The organism is Propioniciclava sp. MC1595 (assembly GCF_017569205.1).
Lineage (GTDB): Bacteria > Actinomycetota > Actinomycetes > Propionibacteriales > Propionibacteriaceae > Propioniciclava.
In genome coordinates, this window is the sequence record NZ_CP071870.1 from 2,001,296 (window position 1) to 2,018,865 (window position 17,570).

The following is a 17,570-nucleotide window of genomic DNA, read 5'->3' on the forward strand; positions in this document are numbered from 1 at the left end:
ATTCAACCGGACGCCGCGCCCGCACCCCGGCAGGCGCGGCGCCGGCTCACACCAAGAGGGTCCGGATCGTGCGCAGCGCCACCGACATCCGGGCGAGCGTCGCCTCCTCGGACGCGATCTCGACCAGTTCCTCCGCCTCGCGCTCGACGCCCCCGGCGGCGTCCACCCACGCCTCGATGGCGTCGGCGCCCGCCGTCGCCTCGGGCGAGCGCTCCAGGACGGCGCGGGCCAGGTCGGAGTGCAGGCGGGTGAGGTCGTCGCGCAGGGCCGCGCGCGCCATGGTGTCCCACCGGCTCGTGCGCGGCAGCTCGTTGACCCGGTCGGCGACCTTGTCCAGGCCGAGGTGCTCGGCGAGGCCGAAGAACACCTCCGCCACCACCTCCAGCGGACGCCCCAGCCTGGTCGCGAGGTCGACGACGGCGAGTGCCAGGTGCAGGTACGGGGCCTGCCCGGCCGTACGCGCCAGGTCCTCCGGCACGCCCGCGGCGAGCAGCGCCGCACGCGCCTCCTCGGTCTGCTCGCGCAGGTGCGCCGTGGCGAGCCGGTCGAACGAGGAGGACACCTCGGCGACGGCGTCGGTGAAGACGGCTGCCTCGCCCTTGATGTCGAGCTCGCCCCGGCGGTTGTGCAGCAGCCAGCGCGTTGCGCGCTCGATCATCTGCTGCAGCGCCACCCGGACCTGCAGCTCCACCTCCGCCGGGACGCCGGCCTCCGCGACCGCCAGCTCGTCGCGGGCCACGGCGAAGATCGTGCGGGCAGCCAGCTGGGCCCGGACGATCTCGGCGACGCTCGAGCTGGTCTCGTGGGCGAGGCGGCTGAACGCCGTGATGCCCTGGGAGTTCACGAACCGGTTGACCGTCACCATCGTGACGATCTCGCGCTTCAGCGGGTGGGCCTGCAACGCGTCGGCGAACTGGTCGTTCCGCAGGGGCCGCGGGAAGTACGTCACCAGCCGGTCGGCCAGGTACGGGTCGTCGGGCAGCGTGGAGTCGTTGACCAGGGCCTCGAGGTGGATCTTGGTCCAGGCCAGCAGCATCGCCAGCTCGGGACGGGTGAGGCCCTCCCCCTCGGCGAGCCGCCGGGCCATCTCGGCCCGGCTGGGCAGGGACTCGAGCTCGCGGTCGAGCAGGCCCACCTTCTCCAGCGAGCGCATCCACGCCTCGTGGGCACCCCCCATCGAGTCGTCCTGGGCCTGCTCGGTCGACAGCGCGATGTTCTGGTCCACGTTGTGGGTCAGCACCAGCTGGGCCACCTCGTCGGTCATCGAGGCGAGCAGGGCCACGCGGTCGTCGGGGTCGAGGCGTCCGGCGGCGACCTCGGGCTGCAGCAGCACCTTGATGTTGACCTCGTGGTCGGAGGTGTCCACGCCGGCGGAGTTGTCGATGAAGTCGGTGTTGACCCGGCCGCCGGCCTGTGCGAACTCGATGCGGCCGCGCTGGGTCCAGCCCAGGTTGCCGCCCTCGCCCGCGATCCGCGCCCGGACGTCCCGCCCGTCGACGCGGACCGCGTCGTTGGTCTTGTCCCCCACCTCGGCGTGCGTCTCGTCGGACGCCTTCACGTAGGTCCCGATGCCGCCGTTCCAGAGCAGGTCCACGGGCGCGAGCAGGATCGCCCGGATCATCTCGGTCGGGGTCAGGGACTTCACGCCGGCGTCCAGACCCAAGGCCTCCCGCACCTGCGGCGTGACCGGGATGGTCTTCGCCGTCCGCGGGAACACCCCGCCACCCGCGGAGATCAGGTCCTCGTCGTAGTCGGCCCAGGTCGAGCGGGGTAGCTCGAACAGCCGCTTGCGCTCGGCGAAGGAGGCGGCGGCGTCCGGGGTCGGGTCGAGGAACACGTGCATGTGGTTGAACGCCGCGACCAGGCGGGTGTGCTCGCTGAGCAGCATCCCGTTGCCAAACACGTCGCCGGCCATGTCGCCGATGCCGACGCAGGTGAAGTCCTCGGCCTGGCAGTCGACGCCGACCTCGTAGAAGTGCCGCTTGACCGACTCCCACGCGCCGCGCGCGGTGATGCCCATGCCCTTGTGGTCGTAGCCCACCGACCCGCCCGAGGCGAAGGCGTCCCCCAGCCAGAACCCGCGCTCGAGCGCGATCCGGTTCGCGGTGTCGGAGAACGTGGCCGTGCCCTTGTCGGCGGCCACGACGAGGTAGGTGTCGTCGCCGTCGTGGCGGACCACGTCCGGCGGCGGGACGACCTCGCCGTCGACCAGGTTGTCGGTCAGGCTGAGCAGCGAGGAGATGAAGATCTCGTAGCAGGCGGTGCCCTCGGCCAGCCACGCCGCGCGGTCCACGCGCGGGTCGGGCAGGCGGGCCGGCACGAAGCCGCCCTTGGCGCCCACGGGCACGATCACGGTGTTCTTCACCATCTGCGCCTTGACCAGGCCCAGCACCTCGGTACGGAAGTCCTCCGCACGGTCGGACCAGCGCAGGCCGCCGCGGGCGACCGACCCGAAGCGCAGGTGGACGCCCTGGACCCGCGGGCTGTACACGAACACCTCGTGCGCCGGGCGGGGTTCGGGCAGCAGGTCCAGCTCGCCGGGGGCGATCTTGAAGGCCAGCGCCGGGCGGTCCTCGGCGAAGGCGTTGGTGCGCTTGATGGCGCGCATGACGGCGACGAACATGCGCAGGATGCGGTCCTGGTCGAGGCTCTCGACGGCGTCCAGCGCCCGCAGGATCTCGCCGACCTCGAGGTCGTGGTCCTGGTTGCGCGCGTCGTCGTTGGGGTGCTGGGCCGGGTCGAACCGCGACTCGAAGGCAGCCACGAGCGCCGCGGTGATCTCGGGGTTGGCGTTCAGTGCGGCCGCGACGTACTGCTGGCTGTAGGGGATGCCGGCCTGCTGCAGGTAGCGGGCGATGCCGCGCAGCCAGGAGACCTGCACCCAGGTCAGGCCGGCCCCCATCACGAGGCGGTTCATCTGGCCGGCATGCGCCTGGCCGGTGTAGGACGCCTCGAACGCCTCGGCGAACCGGGCGCGGTCGTGCAGCTGCCAGTCGTCGAACGTCTGGCCCGGGGGCAGCATGAACCCGAAGTCGTAGACGTTCACCACGTCGCCGCGCAGGTCCCAGCTGAAGGGCCGCTCGTCGATCACCTGCAGGCCCAGGGCGTCCAGGTGCGGCATGACGCGCGACAGCGACATGGTGCCCTTGGTGATCACCTTGAAGCGCAGGTCGGCCGGGTCGTCGTCGCGGTCGGGCTTGAACAGCGCGAACCGCAGGTCGTCGTCGGAGGTGATGGTGTTGGCAAGGCGGAGGTCGGCCAGCGCCTGCTTGGCGGTGTAGGCCGACTCGTAGGCCTCGCCGAACTCGACCCCGCGCTCCTCGGCGGGCAGCGCGTCGGCGACCTCGTTGAACTCGTCGTCCCAGGTGAGGGTCGCCGCGACGACCTCCGCCTCGAGGGCGGCCAGGTCGAGGTCGGGCTCGGGGGCGCCGTCGGGGCGCTTCACGATGAGCAGGAGCCGGGCCATCGAGCTCTCGTTCACCAGGGCCCGGAAGTCGATGCTCTCCCCGCCGAGGCGATCCTTCAGGAGCGCGGTGATCCGCTCGCGCGTGATGGTGCGGTACCGGTCGCGGGGCACGTAGACGAAGCACGACCAGAACCGGCCGTGCGGGGCCCGCTGCACGAGCAGGCGGGCGTGCCGCTGCTCGTGGACGCCGGCGATCCGGCGGACCAGGGAGACGAGGTCGTCGACCGTGTCGGCGAACCAGTTGTCGCGCGGGAGGGAGGCCATCGCCTCGCGTGCCAGCTGGCCGCTGTGGGAGGAGGGGACCACGTCCAGGGCCTCCCAGACCCACTGGGCCTTGTCCTTGACCAGCGGGATCGACTCGACCGGCTCGGAGTAGGCACGGGAGGACCACAGGCCCAGGAACCGGCGCTCCCCCACGAGGCGGCCCTGTCGGTCGTAGTCCCGGATCGCGACGTAATCGAGGTAGCCCGCCCGGTGCACCGGCGAGGGCCGGGAGTCCTTGGTCACCACCATCACCTCGGGTCCCTCGGTGATCTGCCGTGCGTCGAACACGTCGGGGCCGGCATCGCGCAGCAGGCCCAGGCCGGTGCCCTCGACAGGGGTGAAGGTGTCGCCGTCGACGGTGTACTCGCGGTAGCCGAGCAGCTCGAAGTGGTCGTCGGCCATCCAGCGCAGCAGGTCGCCGATCCGGCGCACCCACGCGGCCACCACGGGCTGTGGCGTCTCCTCGAGGTGGTGGATCGCGTCCAGGAGGCGGTCGTGCATCAAGGCGTCGTCGTCGTGGGCGAGGCGGGACGCCGCCAGGCCCTCCTGCACGCGGGCCACGGTGGCGGGTCGCAGGTCCTCGGCAGCGGTGCCCAAGGGCGGGTAGGCCTCGACCGTCATCCACGACTCCGGCTCGCCGCCACCCGGCGTGCCGTGCGGGGCGACGCCGGCGAGGACGCCGTGCGCGTCGCGCCGGACCACCAGGATCGGGTGGCGCACGGCCCGGATGCTCCAGCCCAGCTCGGTCAGCGCGGTCGAGACCGTGTCGACGATGAAGGGCCGGTCGTCGGTGACGACCTGCAGCAGCGTCGAGCCGCCCGCGCTCCACCCGTCGGCCTTCTCGCTCGGGGTGGAGAGCGCCACCAGGTCCTCGCCCCGGTGCCGCGTGCGGCCCAGGTCGAGGTGAGCGGCCGCCTGGCGCCCGGCGCGGCCGACCGGCACGCTGCCGTCGTCGCCGACCACGTGTTGCCCCAGGTAGGCGCCCACGAACGCCTCGGGGTCGGGGGTGGTGGTGATCTGCGCGAGGTCTCCGGCGACCTGCGCGAGGTATTCAGACGTCCCGACGACGGATGACATGCGGTCCCGCTCCTTTGCGTTGCCAGTGGCGATCCACAGTAGCTGGCGGCGCGTCCGCTGGGAACGTCACGGCGCAAACCGCCTCCGACCGCAATAATCGGGGCATGCAGCTCACCAGCCGTCAGGAGTTCCCGGCACCGCCCGCCGACGTGTACGCCATGGTCACCGACGAGGCGTTCCTCCGCCACGCCGCCGCCGAGATGGGGTCGCCCGACGCCCGGGTGGCCGCCTCGGGCGGCCACACCGCGGTGGAGGCCAGCGTCGAGGCGCCGCCGGAGGTGCGCCCGTTCGTCGGGGATCGGCTCGCGATCATCCAGGAGGTCCGCTGGGGCCCGGCCGAGGCCGACGGGGGCCGGTCGGGGACGTTCTCCATCACCGTCCCCGGCAAGCCGGTGACGTTCGAGGGCACCGCCCGGCTGGAGCCCACGGCGTCCGGCAGCGTGATCGACCACGCCGGCGACCTGAGCGTCCGCATCCCGCTGCTGGGGGCGCGCATCGAGAAGGAAGCGGCCCCCGCGATCCTCGAGGCGCTGGACGCCCAGGCCCGCGTCGGCCGCGCCTGGCTCACCCGCTGACGCGGGCCCGCCCGCTCACCGCATGTGCGGGTAGCCCGTGGACGTGGGCGGGACCAGCGTCTCCTTGATCGCCCGGGGGCTCGCCCAGCGGATCAGGTTCCACATCGACCCGGCCTTGTCGTTGGTGCCCGAGGCGCGCGCGCCGCCGAACGGCTGTTGGCCGACGACCGCGCCGGTCGGCTTGTCGTTGATGTAGAAGTTGCCGGCGGTGAAGCGCAACCCCTCGAGCGCGGCGTCCACCGCGGCGCGGTCGGTGGCGAAGACGGCCCCGGTCAGCGCGTAGGGCGAGGCCTGGTCGACCAGCTCGATGACCTGCTCGAACTCGTCGTCGGGGTAGACGTACACGCCGAGGATCGGGCCGAAGTACTCGGTGACGAAGATGTCGGCCTTCGGGTCGGTGGAGGTGACGATCGTCGGCCGCACGAACCATCCCTTGGAGCGGTCGTACGTCCCGCCGGCGATGACCTCCATGGTCGCGTCGGCCTTGCAGGTGTCGATGACCTTCGCGAGCTTGGTGAAGGCGCGCTCGTCGATGACGGCCGAGGTGAAGTTCGCCAGGTCGCGGACGTCGCCGACCGCCAGGGCCTCGGTCTGGGCGACCAGGTCGTCGCGGATGTCCTCCCACACCGAGGCCGCGATGTAGGCCCGCGAGGCGGCCGAGCACTTCTGGCCGGAGTACTCGAAGGCGCCTCGCACCAGCGCGGTGACCAGGGCTGTGCGGTCGGCTGTCGGGTGCGCGAGCACGAAGTCCTTGCCGCCGGTCTCGCCGACCAGGCGCGGGTAGGAGCGGTAGCCGGCGATGTTGGCGCCGACCTGGCCCCACAGGCCCTGGAACACCGCGGTCGAGCCGGTGAAGTGGATGCCGGCCAGCGCCGGGTGCCTCAGGACGACGTCGGAGATCTCCTTGCCGTGGCCCGGCAGCATGTTGATCACGCCGGCGGGAAGGCCGGCCTTCTCCAGCACCTCCACCAGGAAGTGCGCGGCGAAGGTCTGGGTGAGCGCGGGCTTCCAGACCACCGGGTTGCCCATGATGGCCGCCGAGGTCGGCAGGTTGCCGGCGATGGCGGTGAAGTTGAACGGGGTGATGGCGTACACGAAGCCCTCCAGGGGGCGGTACTCCATCCGGTTCCACACCCCCGGGGAGTTGTCCGGCTGGTCCGCCATGATCTGCTGCGCGTAGGCCACGTTGTAGCGCAGGAAGTCGACCAGCTCGCACGCCGCGTCGATCTCGGCCTGCTGCACCGTCTTGCCCTGGCCCAGCATCGTGGCGGCGTTCATCGTGGCGCGGTACGGCCCGGCGATCAGGTCGGCGGCGCGCAGGAAGATCGCGGCCTTCTGGTCGAACGGCAGGGCCGCCCACGCGGGCGCGGCCGCCAGCGCGGCCTCGATGGCCGCCTCGGCGTCGGTGCCGTCGGCCTGCACGACCACGCCCAGCACGTGCGCGTGGTCCGACGGCATGGTCACCTCGAAGGTGTCGCCGCCGGAGCCGGGGCGGCGCTCGCCGCCGATCCAGGCGTCGAGGGCGATGGGCCCGCCGCCGGCCAGCTCGGCCAGACGCACCTCGAGCTCGGCGCGCTCGGGCGATCCGGGGGCGTAGCCCAGCACGGGCTCGTTGACGGGCACGGGAACTCGGGTCACGGCGTCCATGGGATTCATCTTAGGCACGCGCGCCGGACGATCCCCACACGGGCCCCCGCGCCGCCGGGAAACCTCGCGCGCTCACGCGCCTCGACGCGCAATCATCCCGCCTTGGCGGCGGCCTCCCGGCGCTTCTTCGCGGCCTCCACCGACGCCTTGAGGGCCGCCACGAGGTCGACCACGTCGCCGCCCCCGGCCGCCGGCTCCTCCGTCGCCTCGGGGGCCGGGGCGTCGCCCAGCTTCGCCGCCACCACGGCCTCCAGCGCCTCGCGGTAGGAGTCGGTGAACTGCTCGGGGTCGTACGGCGCGGTCAGCTGGTCGATGAACATCCTGGCCATGTCGACCTCGCCCTTGGACGCCTTGATCTCGTCCGACGGCGCCGCGAACGAGCCGTCGCGCAGCTCGTCGGGCCACAGCAGCGTGTGCAGGACCAGCAGCTCGTCGGTCGCGCGGATCAGCGCCAGCGACTCCCGCGAGCGCAGCGCGACCTTGACCACGGCCACCTTCTTCGCCTTGCGCAGCGCCTCGCGCAGCAGCACGTAGGGCTTGGCCCCGGGGCCCTCGGCCTCCAGGAAGTAGGACTTGTTGAACGCCGTCGGCTCGATCTCGTCGAGCTCGACGAACTGGACGATCTCCACCTGCTTGGCGGTGGGCAGCGGCAGGTCGTCGAAGTCGGACGCCTCGAGGATCACCATCCGCCCGTCGGCCGACTCGTACCCCTTCGCGATCTCCGCGTAGGGGACCTCCTCGCCGCACACCTCGCAGACGCGCTTGTACTTGATGCGTCCGCCGTCCTTGGGGTGCACCTGCCGGAACGTGACGTCCTTCTCCTCGGTGGCGCTGTAGAGCTTCACCGGGATCGTGACGAGGCCGAAGCTGACGGCACCCTTCCACAAGCTACGAGGCATGCCCCCTAGTGTGACAGGCGCTCCCACTCGGAGGAACCGTGCCACAGCAGCTCGGTGGTGCGCAGCAGGTCGCTGACCTCGTCCGCCTCCCACGCCGCGTCGAGGTCGGTATCCCCCACGGCGGCCCGCGCGGCCGTGGCCTTGGCGGCGCCCGCCTCGTCGTCGGCGAAGAGGCTCTCCACGGCCGACCAGGCGACGCGCTCGGCCACCACCGCGCCGAACTCGGCGGGTTCCGCGCCGGCCGCGTCGGTTCCGCACACGGCCACGAGCCGGACGCCGTGGGCCAGCATCCCCGCCACCCCGGCGACCTCGAGCAGGGTCAGGTCGGTGTCCTCGCCCTCGGGCCCACCCAGGCCGAACGCCTCGAGGAACAGGGGCGTCGCGGCGAAGCCGGTCACGTCACGAACGCCGGTGGAGGCCCAGTCCGCCAGGTCGGCGGGGGCCAGAGGCACGAAGACGAGCATGGCCCCATCGTCTCACGCGCCATCCACAAGGGGCGCCACCAGTCTCTGGCTCCGGGACACCGATCCCGCGCACAGTGGGGTCATGAGCCTGCCTGCCACCCCCCTGGCGCCGCCGTCGGCCCCCTCGACCCGGCCGCCCCTGCTGCGCCTGGTGCCACCGCCACCCGAGGACGCCCCGACCCAGGAACCCCTTCCGGGCGAGCACGACGCGGCGCCCACCACGACCACCGAGGGGGTGGCCGCCGACGCCGAACGTGCCGCGGTCACGATCGCACGGGCGCTCGCCGAGGTACTGGCCGGAAATCGGAACCCGGCCCAGGTGCGGCCGGCGCTGGTGCCGCGCGTGGCCCACCTGCTCGACCACCTGGTGCGCAGCGGTGCCGCCGAGGGCATGCGGCTGGCAGGCCTGCGGCTGCAGAGCCCCCGCGACGGGGTCGTCGAGGCGACGGGCAGGCTGGCGTCCCCGCGGCGGTGCGCCGCGTTCGCCCTGCGCCTGGAGCGCCGGCCACGGCGCTGGGCCGTCACCGTCCTGGAGGCCGCCCTCGCCCCCGACGGGCGGGTGGCCGCCCGCTCGTGAGGATCAGCGGCGCTTCTTGTTGGAGCGGCGCTGCTTGCGGTTCTGCGGGGGCACGGGCGGCTGCACGGCCTCGGCGTCGTCCGTCGCCACCTCGGCACCGGTCTCGTCCTCGGTGTGCACCTCGACGCCGCCGCCCTCCTCCGGGCCGGAGTAGGTGAGCTGGCGCGCGGCACCGGCCACGTCGACGGCCGCACCCTCGGCGTCCCGGACGACGCCCACCTGGGGCGCGGCCTGCTGCGGTGTGACGTTGACCTCGAGGTTGAACACGAAGCCGATCGACTCCTCGAGGAAGGCGTCCATCATGGCGTTGAACATGTCGCCGCCCTCGCGCTGGTACTCGATGAGCGGGTCGCGCTGGGCCATGGCGCGCAGGCCGATGCCCTCGCGCAGGTAGTCCATCTCGTAGAGGTGCTCGCGCCACTTGCGGTCGAGCACCGACAGCACGACGCGGCGCTCGACCTCGCGCATGATCGGCGCCGTGAGCTGCTGCTCGCGGGCGTCGTAGGCGCGGTCGGCGTCGGCGAGGAAGTCCTCGACGAGCTGGTCGGCGGTGGCCGACCCGTCCTCGTAGTCGGCCTGGTCCAGGCCCACCGGGTACAGGGTGCGCAGCTGCGACCACAGGGAGTCGAGGTCCCAGTCCTCGGCGAAGCCCTCGGTGTGGTTGCGCACGACCTGCTCGACGACCTTGCCGGTCGCGTCGCGCAGGCGGCTGTCCAGGTCGGCGCCCTCGAGCACGCGGCGGCGGTCGCCGTAGATGGTGTGGCGCTGGCGGTTCATCACGTCGTCGTACTTGAGGACGTTCTTGCGCATCTCGAAGTTCTGGCTCTCGACCATCTCCTGCGCCTTGGCGACGGAGTTGGTGACCTGCTTGTTCTCGATCGGAACGTCGTCGGGGACGTTGAGGGCCAGCAGGACGCGCTCGATGAGGTCGGCCTGGAACAGGCGCATCAGGTCGTCCTGCAGCGACAGGTAGAACCGGGACTCACCCGGGTCGCCCTGGCGACCGGAGCGACCGCGCAGCTGGTTGTCGATGCGGCGGCTCTCGTGGCGCTCGGAGCCCACGACGTACAGGCCGCCCAGCTCGACGACCTCGGCGTGCTCGGCGTCGCACTGCGCCTCGACCTGCGGGTAGAGCTCGGCCCAGGCGGCCTCGTACTCCTCGGGGCCCTCGACGGGGTCGAGGCCCTTCTCGCGCAGCATCGCGTCGGTGAGGAACTCGGCGTTGCCGCCCAGGATGATGTCGGTGCCTCGACCGGCCATGTTGGTGGCGACGGTGACCGCACCCTTGCGCCCGGCGAGGGCCACGATCGCGGCCTCGCGCGCGTGGTTCTTCGCGTTCAGCACCTCGTGCGGCACCCCGGCCCGGACCAGGCGCTTGCTCAGCAGCTCCGACTTGGCCACGGACGCCGTGCCCAGCAGGACGGGCTGGCCGGCCTCGTGCCGCTGCACGACGTCGGCGACGACCGCGTTGAACTTGGCGTCCTCGGTGCGGTAGATCAGGTCGGCCTGGTCGACGCGGACCATCGGTCGGTTGGTGGCGATCGGCAGCACGCCGAGGCCGTAGATCTTCTGGAACTCGCTCTCCTCGGTCTTGGCCGTACCGGTCATGCCCGCGAGCTTGTCGTACATGCGGAAGTAGTTCTGCAGCGTGATCGTGGCGAGGGTCTGGAACTCCTCCTTGATCTCCACGCCCTCCTTGGCCTCCAGCGCCTGGTGCAGGCCCTCGGAGTAGCGCCGGCCCGCCAGCGTGCGGCCGGTGAACTCGTCGACGATCACGACCTCGCCGTCACCGGTGACCATGTAGTCCTTGTCGCGGGCGAACAGTTCCTTGGCCTTGATGGCGTTGTTCAGGTAGCTGATCAGCGGCGTGTTGGCCGACTCGTAGAGGTTGTCGATGCCCAGCCGGTCCTCGACCAGGCCGATGCCCGGCTCCATGACCGAGATGGTCTTCTTCTTCTCGTCGACCTCGTAGTGGGTGTCGCGGATCATCCGCTTCGCCAGTCGGGCGAACACCGGGTACCACTGCTTGTTGTCCTCGGCGGGGCCGGAGATGATCAACGGCGTACGCGCCTCGTCCACCAGGATCGAGTCGACCTCGTCGACGATCGCGTAGTGGTGGCCGCGCTGGACGCAGTCCTCCAGCGACAGGGCCATGTTGTCGCGCAGGTAGTCGAAGCCGAACTCGTTGTTGGTGCCGTAGGTGATGTCGGCGGCGTAGGCGACGCGGCGCTCGGCCGGGGTCATGTGCTGCAGGATGACGCCGGTCTCCAGACCCAGGAAGTGGTGGACGCGGCCCATCTGCTCGGACTGGTACTTGGCCAGGTAGTCGTTCACCGTGACGACGTGGACGCCCTTGCCGGTCAGCGCGTTGAGGTAGCTGGGCAGCGTCGCGGTCAGGGTCTTGCCCTCACCGGTCTTCATCTCGGCGATGTTGGCCTGGTGCAGGGCTGCCCCGCCCATGAGCTGCACGTCGAAGTGGCGCTTGCCGAGCACGCGCCGGGACGCCTCGCGCACCGTCGCGAACGCCTCGGGGAGCAGGTCGTCGAGCGTCTCGCCCGCCTCGAGGCGGGTGCGGAACTCGGCGGTCATGCCGCGCAGTTCCTCGTCGCTCATGGCCTCGAACTCGGACTCGATGGAGTTCACCTGGTTGGCGATCGCCTCGAGGCGCTTGACCTGGCGTCCCTCGCCCAGGTGCATCAACTTGTCGAACAGGCCCACGTCTCGTGCTTCCTCGTCGTCCACTCAGGCGCCGGGGTCGGCACCATCCCCCATCGTAGGGGGTCCGCCTGGGGGCGGCTCACACCGCCGGTGCGAGCCGTGCGGCCAGTGTGCCGCGCGGCGCCACCGCGACCTCGGACAGGCCCAACCAGCCCGCCATCAGGTGCAACTCGGACGCCAGCGCCCCGGCCACGTCGCCGGCGCGGTCCCCCGCCCAGTCCTCCAACCAGGCGGACTGGACCCGCAGGACGCCGGCGGCACGGTCGGCCTTGAGATCGACCCGGGCGGCGGGCCGGTCGCCGAACCAGAAGAGGTACACGTAGTAGCCGTACTGCCGCTGCGGCTCGGGCACGTAGATCTCGATGCGGAAGTACGTGCCGAACAGCTTCTCCAGCCGCTTCCGCTCGAAGACCGACGAGTCGAACGGGCTGACCAGGGCCTGCGCGTGGGACAGGCGGCGGCCGGGCATCAGGATCGCTCCCGACGCCCAGCCGCCTCGTACTGCGAGGTCACTCCTTGCCGGCGACGTCCAGGTGGATCACGCCGTAGTCGTAGGCCTTGCGGCGGTAGACGACGCTGGGGGCGCCGGACTCGGCGTCCACGTAGAGGAAGAAGTCGTGGCCCACGAGCTCCATCTCGTCCAGGGCCTGCGCCAGCGTCAGCGGGGTCGCGGGGAAGATCTTCTCGCGGACGACCAGCGGGCCGTCACCGGTGACCTCGAGCCCGGCGATGCGGCGCACCTGCGGGCCGTCCTCGGCCTGCGCGCCGGCGTCGGCGGTCGCGGGCACCTCGAGGGTGTCGGACACGCGGAGCCCGCGGTGGACCTTGCGCCGGTCGGCGGCACGACGCAGCTGCGCCTTCATCTTGTCGAGCGCGTGCTCGAAGGCGACCGACTTGTCGTCGGCGGACGCGACGGACCGGACGACCGGTCCCTTCCCGATGAGGGTGATCTCCACCTGGATGGCCTGGTCCGGTTGCTTGTGCTGGTTCGTCGAGACCTGCACCTCCACCCGCTGGACCCGATCGCGGAACCGCTCGATGCCGGTGATGCGCTCGGCAACCTTCTCCCGGAAGTCGTCCGAGATGGTGCAGCGACGGCCGGTGACGATGACGTCCATGTCAACCTCCTGTGTCGGGAAACAACAACGGCACCCGCGCCCACCCCTCCGACCGAGGGTCGGAAGCTGGCGTGTGTGCCATACCCACAACCTAGCACCGGCGACCGTCCCGGCGGGGGGTGGCGGCCACGATCGCGCAGGCCGTCGGCGGGGTCCCCGCCGACGCGAGCGCGCGACACGCCTCGACGAGGCTTGCCCCCGTGGTGGCGAGGTCGTCGACCACCACCAGCGTCCCCTCCGGGGCGGGCCGGGCGCCCAGCGCGCCCGCCAGGTTCGTGCGGCGCTGCCGCTCGTCCAGGCCGGACTGGTCGGCCACCGCCCGGGTGTGGGACAGCACCGGGGCCACCCGTGTCGCCAGCCCGGACGCCGCGAGCCGGCGGGCCGCCGTCCGGGCCAGCAGGAGCGTGGTGTCCAGCCCGCGCTCACGCACGGTCGCCCGCTGCGAGGGCATGGGCACGAGCACCAGCGGGTCGGGGCGTCCGGGACCGCGCCGGAGGGCGTCCGCCACCGCCAGGGCGAGCGCGGCCCCGAGCACGCCGCCCAGCCACCAGCCCGTGCGCTCCTTGTAGGCGAGGATGCAGCGCTGCCACAGCTCCTCGTACCGGGCCGCGGCCACAACGGGCACGAACGGCACCGGCGCGGCCGGCAGCGCCACGGCGAAGGGTTCGGCCGCAGCCACCTCTGCGGCGCAGGCCGCGCACAGGTGGGCGCACGGCGCGCGGCACCCCGGGCACGCCGAGCCGAGCAGCAACGACGCCGCGGCGTCCACCCAACCGGCCAGCACGCCCTACAGGTATAGGCGGCCCGTGTCAGGGATAGAAGATCGTCGTCAGGCCGGTCGCGTGGCTCGACCAGCGGAAGTCGCTGTTGTAGCGCCACACCGCGCCCTCGGCCGAGCGCACCATCGGGGGCACGCCGGGCGCGACGGCGAGTTCCACCAGGTCGGTGGCCGCGGACGGCCCGATCGGGACCACGGTGGAGCCGTCCTGGGCGACCGCCAGCACGCTGGTGGTGCGCCCGTCGGAGACCAGGACCAGCAACGAGTCCGCCGCACGCCAGCCCACGTCGAGCACCGTCAGTTGGGCCAGGGACCCGGTGGCCACGTTGAGCTCGCGCCACCCGTCGACCACGGGCAGCGTGTCGGCGTCGGTGACCCGGGCCAGCCCGAGCACCTGCTGGCCGCCCGGGCGCTGCACGACGAGGGCGACGCGCGTCCCGTCCGGGGACAGCCGGAAGGCCTGGATCAGTCCCTCGCCGAGGTCGGTCGCCGTGCCGAGCGCCCACTCCCCCTGCGGGGAGACCACCGCGAGCTCGCCGGCGTCGTTGTTGACCCACACCGCGCCCTCGCGCGAGAACTGCGGGCGGCGCAGCCCGGCGGAGGTGCCGAGCGGCCGCAGCACCGCCTCGCCGAGGGGGGCCAGCTCCAGCCCGGACCGGTCCGCGCTGACCGCCACGGCCACTAGGGCGTCCTGACGCACGGCCGCGTGCGTCGCAGCGGTGACGCCGGGCGCGACGCGCAGGTTCTGGCCGCTCCCGGGGCCCTCCATGACGCGGACGACCTGCCCCTGCTCCAGCCCGAACAGCTGGCGGCTGCCCTGGCGGGGGGCGGGGTCGGCCTCGGGGAAGCCCGTGACCGGGATGACCTGGCCGTACGGCTCGACGGCCCAGGGCTCATCGCCGGCCCAGCCGACCGAGACGGCGACGACCGACTCGAACGAGCGGTAGCTCCACACCAGTTGCGTGGCCAGCGCGATCCGCTGCGCGGGGTCGAGGTCGGACGCCCCGCGGGTCAGTTCGACGCGGGCCACCCCGGTGGAGGTGACGACCGCGCTCGCGAGCCGGATGCCCGGCAGGGCCGGCTCGACCGCGGGGGCCAGCCACTCGGTGGCGCCCCAGACGACCGCACGGGCGGTGCCCTCGTAGGCCCCCGGACCCCGGGGGTAGAAGCGCGGGTCGGGCACCAGCCAGCTTCCGCCCGGCGCGTAGAAGTACGGGGTGACCCGGGTGAACGCGCTCGAGAACAGGTACTCCGAGATCAGCAGTCCCGCGGGCGGGTTGCTGATCCTCCACTGGTCGTCGTCGTCGCGGACCAGCCCGAAGTCGTGCTCGATCGTCTCCGTCGACTGCCGGTAGGCGCCCTGGGAGTCGAGGGTGCCGACCACGGGGGCGCGCAGCGTGGCGTTGGTCTCGGTGGCGACCACGGGGTTGCCCTCGGCGTAGATGCGCACGCCGGCCTCCGGGCTCCAGGTCCGGGACGCCTCGGGCGTCAGGTAGGCCCGGGCCACCGAGTAGTCGGGCTGGTAGGACGCCATGGCGTGCAGGAAGCCCTCGACCACCGTGATGGCGGTCGCGTTGCGGCCCGGGGGCGCGGGCGCGATCTCCACGCCGGGGTTGAGCCGGCCCGGGGCCGCGGACACGCGCTCGACGGGGCCGGTGGTGGGCACGCCGCTGCAGCCGGCCAGGGCCACGGCCAGCACGAGCACGGCCAGGAGCAGGCGCCTCACCACGTCCTCCTCTCGGCGGGGACGACCGGCAGGGGCGACTCCCCGACCTCCCCGCCCGCGTCCCAGGGCAGGGTGAGCCGGAACTGGGCCCCGTGGCCCGGACGCCCCCACGCGTTGAGCCAGCCGCCGTGCAGCTGGGCGTCCTCGAGGGCGATCGACAGGCCGAGGCCGGAGCCGCCGACGGTGCGCTGGCGGGACGGGTCGGCCCGCCAGAACCGGGTGAAGACCTGGTGGGCCTGGGCGGCGCTGAAGCCGACCCCGTGGTCGCGCACGGTGACGGCGACCGCGGTCTGGTTGGCCCCGATGGTGAGCACCACGTCGCGCCCCTCGCCGTGCTCGATGGCGTTGCTGAGCAGGTTGGAGATGATCCGCCGCACCCGGCGCGGGTCGACGCGGCAGCGCACCTCCTCGGGGGCGTCCAGGACAAGGCGGGTGGCGTTGGCGTCGGCGAGGGGCCGCTGGGCGGCGACCTCTGCGGCGACCAGCGAGACCAGGTCGACGTCGTCGACCTGGAGTTCGGCGGCGCCGGCATCGAAGCGGCTGATCTCGAGCAGCTCGGTGAGCAGCGACTCGAACCGGTCCAGCTCCCCCTTGAGCAGCTCGGTGGAGCGGCGGGTCACCACGTCGAACTCCTCGCGCTCGTCGTAGAGCACGTCGGCGGCCATGCGGACGGTCGTCAGCGGCGTCCGGAGCTCGTGGCTCACGTCGGAGACGAACTGCCGCTGCACCAGCGACAGGTTCTCCAGCTGCTGGATCTTGCGGCCGAGCTCGTCGGCCATGTGGTTCATGGAGCGGCCGAGGCCGGCGAGGTCGTCGGAACCCCGGATCTGCATGCGCTCGTCGAGGTGCCCCGCCGCGATCCGCTCGGATGTCACGCGCGCCGCCCGAATCGGCCGCAGCGCCTGCAGGGAGATCAGGTACATCAGGCCGGTGATCAGCGGCAGGAACACCGCGGCGGCGGTGAGGGCCGAGCGCTGCACGACCTGGAGCGTCTGCTCCTCCTGCTCCATCCCGAACAGGAAGTAGACCGGGTAGCGCCCCGAGCCGGGCGCGAGCAGCGCACCGCCCACCACGAGGCCGGTCCGCGGCGTCCGCCCGTCGGTGAACTCGATGGAGGTCGGGGTGGTGAACAGGTCCTGTCCCCCCTCCTGCACGGCCTCGCGGATCGGCTCGGGCACCGACGCGACGTCGACACCGGCCGAGGTGATGTCGGAGACCGGTCCGGTGATCACCACCTCGTACTGGTTGCCGACGTTGCCGCGGCTGGCGGCGTCGCGGGCCAGCAGGGTGAGGCGCTCGTTGACGGTGGACGTGCGCAGGTCGGCGTCCCGGAGGGAGGCCTGCATGCCCTCGAGCACCGCGGACGCCTCGGACACCGACTGCTGCGTCTTGGCCTCGAGGATGCCGCGGGTCGACTGGTCGACCAGCAGCCAGCCGGTCACGCCGAACACCGCCAGGGCGGCGAGCACGCTGTTCGTGACCACCCGGAACGACAGGGAGCGGGACCACCAGCGTGCCGGGGCCCGGAGCACCCTGCCGATCCAACTCATGGCGCCGACGGCGTCCCCGCGCGGTAACCGATGCCGCGCACCGTCACGATGATCTCGGGGTGCTCGGGGTCGCGCTCGATCTTGCTGCGCAGCCGCTGCACGTGGACGTTCACCAGCCGGGTGTCGCCGGGGTGGCGGTAGCCCCACACCTCCTGCAGGAGGAGCTCGCGGGTGAACGCCTGGCGCGGCTTGCGGGCCAGCGCGAGGAGCAGGTCGAACTCCAGCGGGGTGAGCGCGATCGGCTCGTCGCCGCGGTGGACCGTGTGGGCGTCCACGTCGATGACGATGTCGCCGATGCGGAGGACGGCTGCGTCCTCCCCCGCCGCGGCCGAGCGGCGCAGGCGGGTCTTGACGCGGGCCAGCAGCTCCTGGGTCTTGAAGGGCTTGGGCACGTAGTCGTCGGCGCCGGCCTCGAGGCCCTCTACGACGTCGGAGGTGTCGGACTTGGCGGTGAGCATCACGATCGGCACGTCGGACTCGGCGCGCAGGTCGCGGCACACGTCGACGCCGTCGCGGCCGGGCAGCATGAGGTCGAGCAGCACGAGGTCGGGCCGGAAGCGCCGGAACTCCTCCAGCACCTCGTCGCCGCGACCCACCCAGACCGTGTCGAAGCCCGACGCCTGCAGCACGATCTGCAGCATCTCGGCCAGCGCGGCGTCGTCGTCGACCACCAGCACCTTGGTGCCGTTCACACTCACCGGATCCCCCTTG

Annotated in this window: 13 protein-coding genes; 2 read left to right on the forward strand and 11 right to left on the reverse strand. The window is 72.4% G+C overall.

Annotated features, from left to right (window positions below; translation table 11 throughout):
• Nucleotides 1-46: 46 nt before the first annotated feature.
• Complete coding sequence (locus J4N02_RS09460; RefSeq protein ID WP_188334238.1) at nt 47-4,807, reverse strand: NAD-glutamate dehydrogenase; 4,761 nt, start codon at nt 4,805-4,807, stop codon at nt 47-49.
• Nucleotides 4,808-4,911: 104 nt separating this feature from the next.
• Between J4N02_RS09460 and J4N02_RS09465 the strand changes: the two genes are divergently transcribed.
• A complete protein-coding gene (locus J4N02_RS09465; protein ID WP_188334237.1) occupies nt 4,912-5,382 on the forward strand; it encodes a DUF2505 domain-containing protein in 471 nt (156 codons plus the stop codon).
• A 15-nt stretch (nt 5,383-5,397) separates the two neighbouring features.
• On the opposite strand, the gene pruA is transcribed toward J4N02_RS09465, so the two are convergent.
• The 3 genes from pruA to J4N02_RS09480 all read right to left on the reverse strand — a co-directional run bounded on the left by pruA (nt 5,398) and on the right by J4N02_RS09480 (nt 8,392).
• Entirely contained in the window at nt 5,398-7,029 is a 1,632-nt protein-coding gene (pruA, locus tag J4N02_RS09470) for an L-glutamate gamma-semialdehyde dehydrogenase (RefSeq protein ID WP_188334236.1), read from the reverse strand.
• A 92-nt stretch (nt 7,030-7,121) separates the two neighbouring features.
• Nucleotides 7,122-7,928: a Ku protein gene (locus tag J4N02_RS09475; protein WP_188334235.1), complete on the reverse strand. Its 807-nt coding sequence runs from the start codon at nt 7,926-7,928 to the stop codon at nt 7,122-7,124.
• A 5-nt stretch (nt 7,929-7,933) separates the two neighbouring features.
• Complete coding sequence (locus J4N02_RS09480) at nt 7,934-8,392, reverse strand: DUF6912 family protein (RefSeq protein WP_188334234.1); 459 nt, start codon at nt 8,390-8,392, stop codon at nt 7,934-7,936.
• A gap of 82 nt (nt 8,393-8,474) precedes the next feature.
• Between J4N02_RS09480 and J4N02_RS09485 the strand changes: the two genes are divergently transcribed.
• Nucleotides 8,475-8,969, forward strand: a complete 495-nt coding sequence (locus tag J4N02_RS09485) for an Rv3235 family protein (RefSeq protein WP_188334233.1) — start codon at nt 8,475-8,477, stop codon at nt 8,967-8,969.
• A gap of 3 nt (nt 8,970-8,972) precedes the next feature.
• On the opposite strand, the gene secA is transcribed toward J4N02_RS09485, so the two are convergent.
• From secA to mtrA, 7 genes are all read right to left on the reverse strand, one after another.
• Entirely contained in the window at nt 8,973-11,666 is a 2,694-nt protein-coding gene (gene secA, locus J4N02_RS09490; RefSeq protein ID WP_188334253.1) for a preprotein translocase subunit SecA, read from the reverse strand.
• Between the two features lie 100 nt (nt 11,667-11,766).
• Nucleotides 11,767-12,156, reverse strand: a complete 390-nt coding sequence (locus tag J4N02_RS09495) for a DNA glycosylase AlkZ-like family protein (RefSeq protein ID WP_188334232.1) — start codon at nt 12,154-12,156, stop codon at nt 11,767-11,769.
• Nucleotides 12,157-12,196: 40 nt separating this feature from the next.
• On the reverse strand, nt 12,197-12,805 hold the full coding sequence (gene hpf, locus J4N02_RS09500; protein ID WP_188334231.1) for a ribosome hibernation-promoting factor, HPF/YfiA family: 609 nt from the start codon (nt 12,803-12,805) through the stop codon (nt 12,197-12,199).
• Nucleotides 12,806-12,896: 91 nt separating this feature from the next.
• Nucleotides 12,897-13,589 (reverse strand): ComF family protein, encoded by a 693-nt coding sequence (locus J4N02_RS09505; RefSeq protein WP_182817774.1) that lies wholly within the window; start codon nt 13,587-13,589, stop codon nt 12,897-12,899.
• A 25-nt stretch (nt 13,590-13,614) separates the two neighbouring features.
• Entirely contained in the window at nt 13,615-15,309 is a 1,695-nt protein-coding gene (locus J4N02_RS09510) for an LpqB family beta-propeller domain-containing protein (RefSeq protein ID WP_188334230.1), read from the reverse strand.
• The gene (gene mtrB / locus J4N02_RS09515; protein WP_243760767.1) at nt 15,306-16,841 is read right to left on the reverse strand and encodes an MtrAB system histidine kinase MtrB; all 1,536 of its coding nucleotides are present in this window, start codon (nt 16,839-16,841) and stop codon (nt 15,306-15,308) included. The genes J4N02_RS09510 and mtrB overlap by 4 nt, the downstream gene beginning before the upstream one ends.
• 14 nt (nt 16,842-16,855) lie before the next feature.
• A complete protein-coding gene (mtrA, locus tag J4N02_RS09520) occupies nt 16,856-17,551 on the reverse strand; it encodes an MtrAB system response regulator MtrA (protein WP_188334252.1) in 696 nt (231 codons plus the stop codon).
• Nucleotides 17,552-17,570: the final 19 nt, after the last annotated feature.

Bases quoted from the DNA above. Each gene is read 5' to 3' on its own strand.
- J4N02_RS09460 (WP_188334238.1), bottom strand. From the start codon at position 4,807: ATGTCATCCGTCGTCGGGACGTCTGAATACCTCGCGCAGGTCGCCGGA.
- J4N02_RS09465 (WP_188334237.1), top strand. From the start codon at position 4,912: ATGCAGCTCACCAGCCGTCAGGAGTTCCCGGCACCGCCCGCCGACGTG.
- pruA (WP_188334236.1), bottom strand. From the start codon at position 7,029: ATGGACGCCGTGACCCGAGTTCCCGTGCCCGTCAACGAGCCCGTGCTG.
- J4N02_RS09475 (WP_188334235.1), bottom strand. From the start codon at position 7,928: ATGCCTCGTAGCTTGTGGAAGGGTGCCGTCAGCTTCGGCCTCGTCACG.
- J4N02_RS09480 (WP_188334234.1), bottom strand. From the start codon at position 8,392: ATGCTCGTCTTCGTGCCTCTGGCCCCCGCCGACCTGGCGGACTGGGCC.
- J4N02_RS09485 (WP_188334233.1), top strand. From the start codon at position 8,475: ATGAGCCTGCCTGCCACCCCCCTGGCGCCGCCGTCGGCCCCCTCGACC.
- secA (WP_188334253.1), bottom strand. From the start codon at position 11,666: ATGCACCTGGGCGAGGGACGCCAGGTCAAGCGCCTCGAGGCGATCGCC.
- J4N02_RS09495 (WP_188334232.1), bottom strand. From the start codon at position 12,156: ATGCCCGGCCGCCGCCTGTCCCACGCGCAGGCCCTGGTCAGCCCGTTC.
- hpf (WP_188334231.1), bottom strand. From the start codon at position 12,805: ATGGACGTCATCGTCACCGGCCGTCGCTGCACCATCTCGGACGACTTC.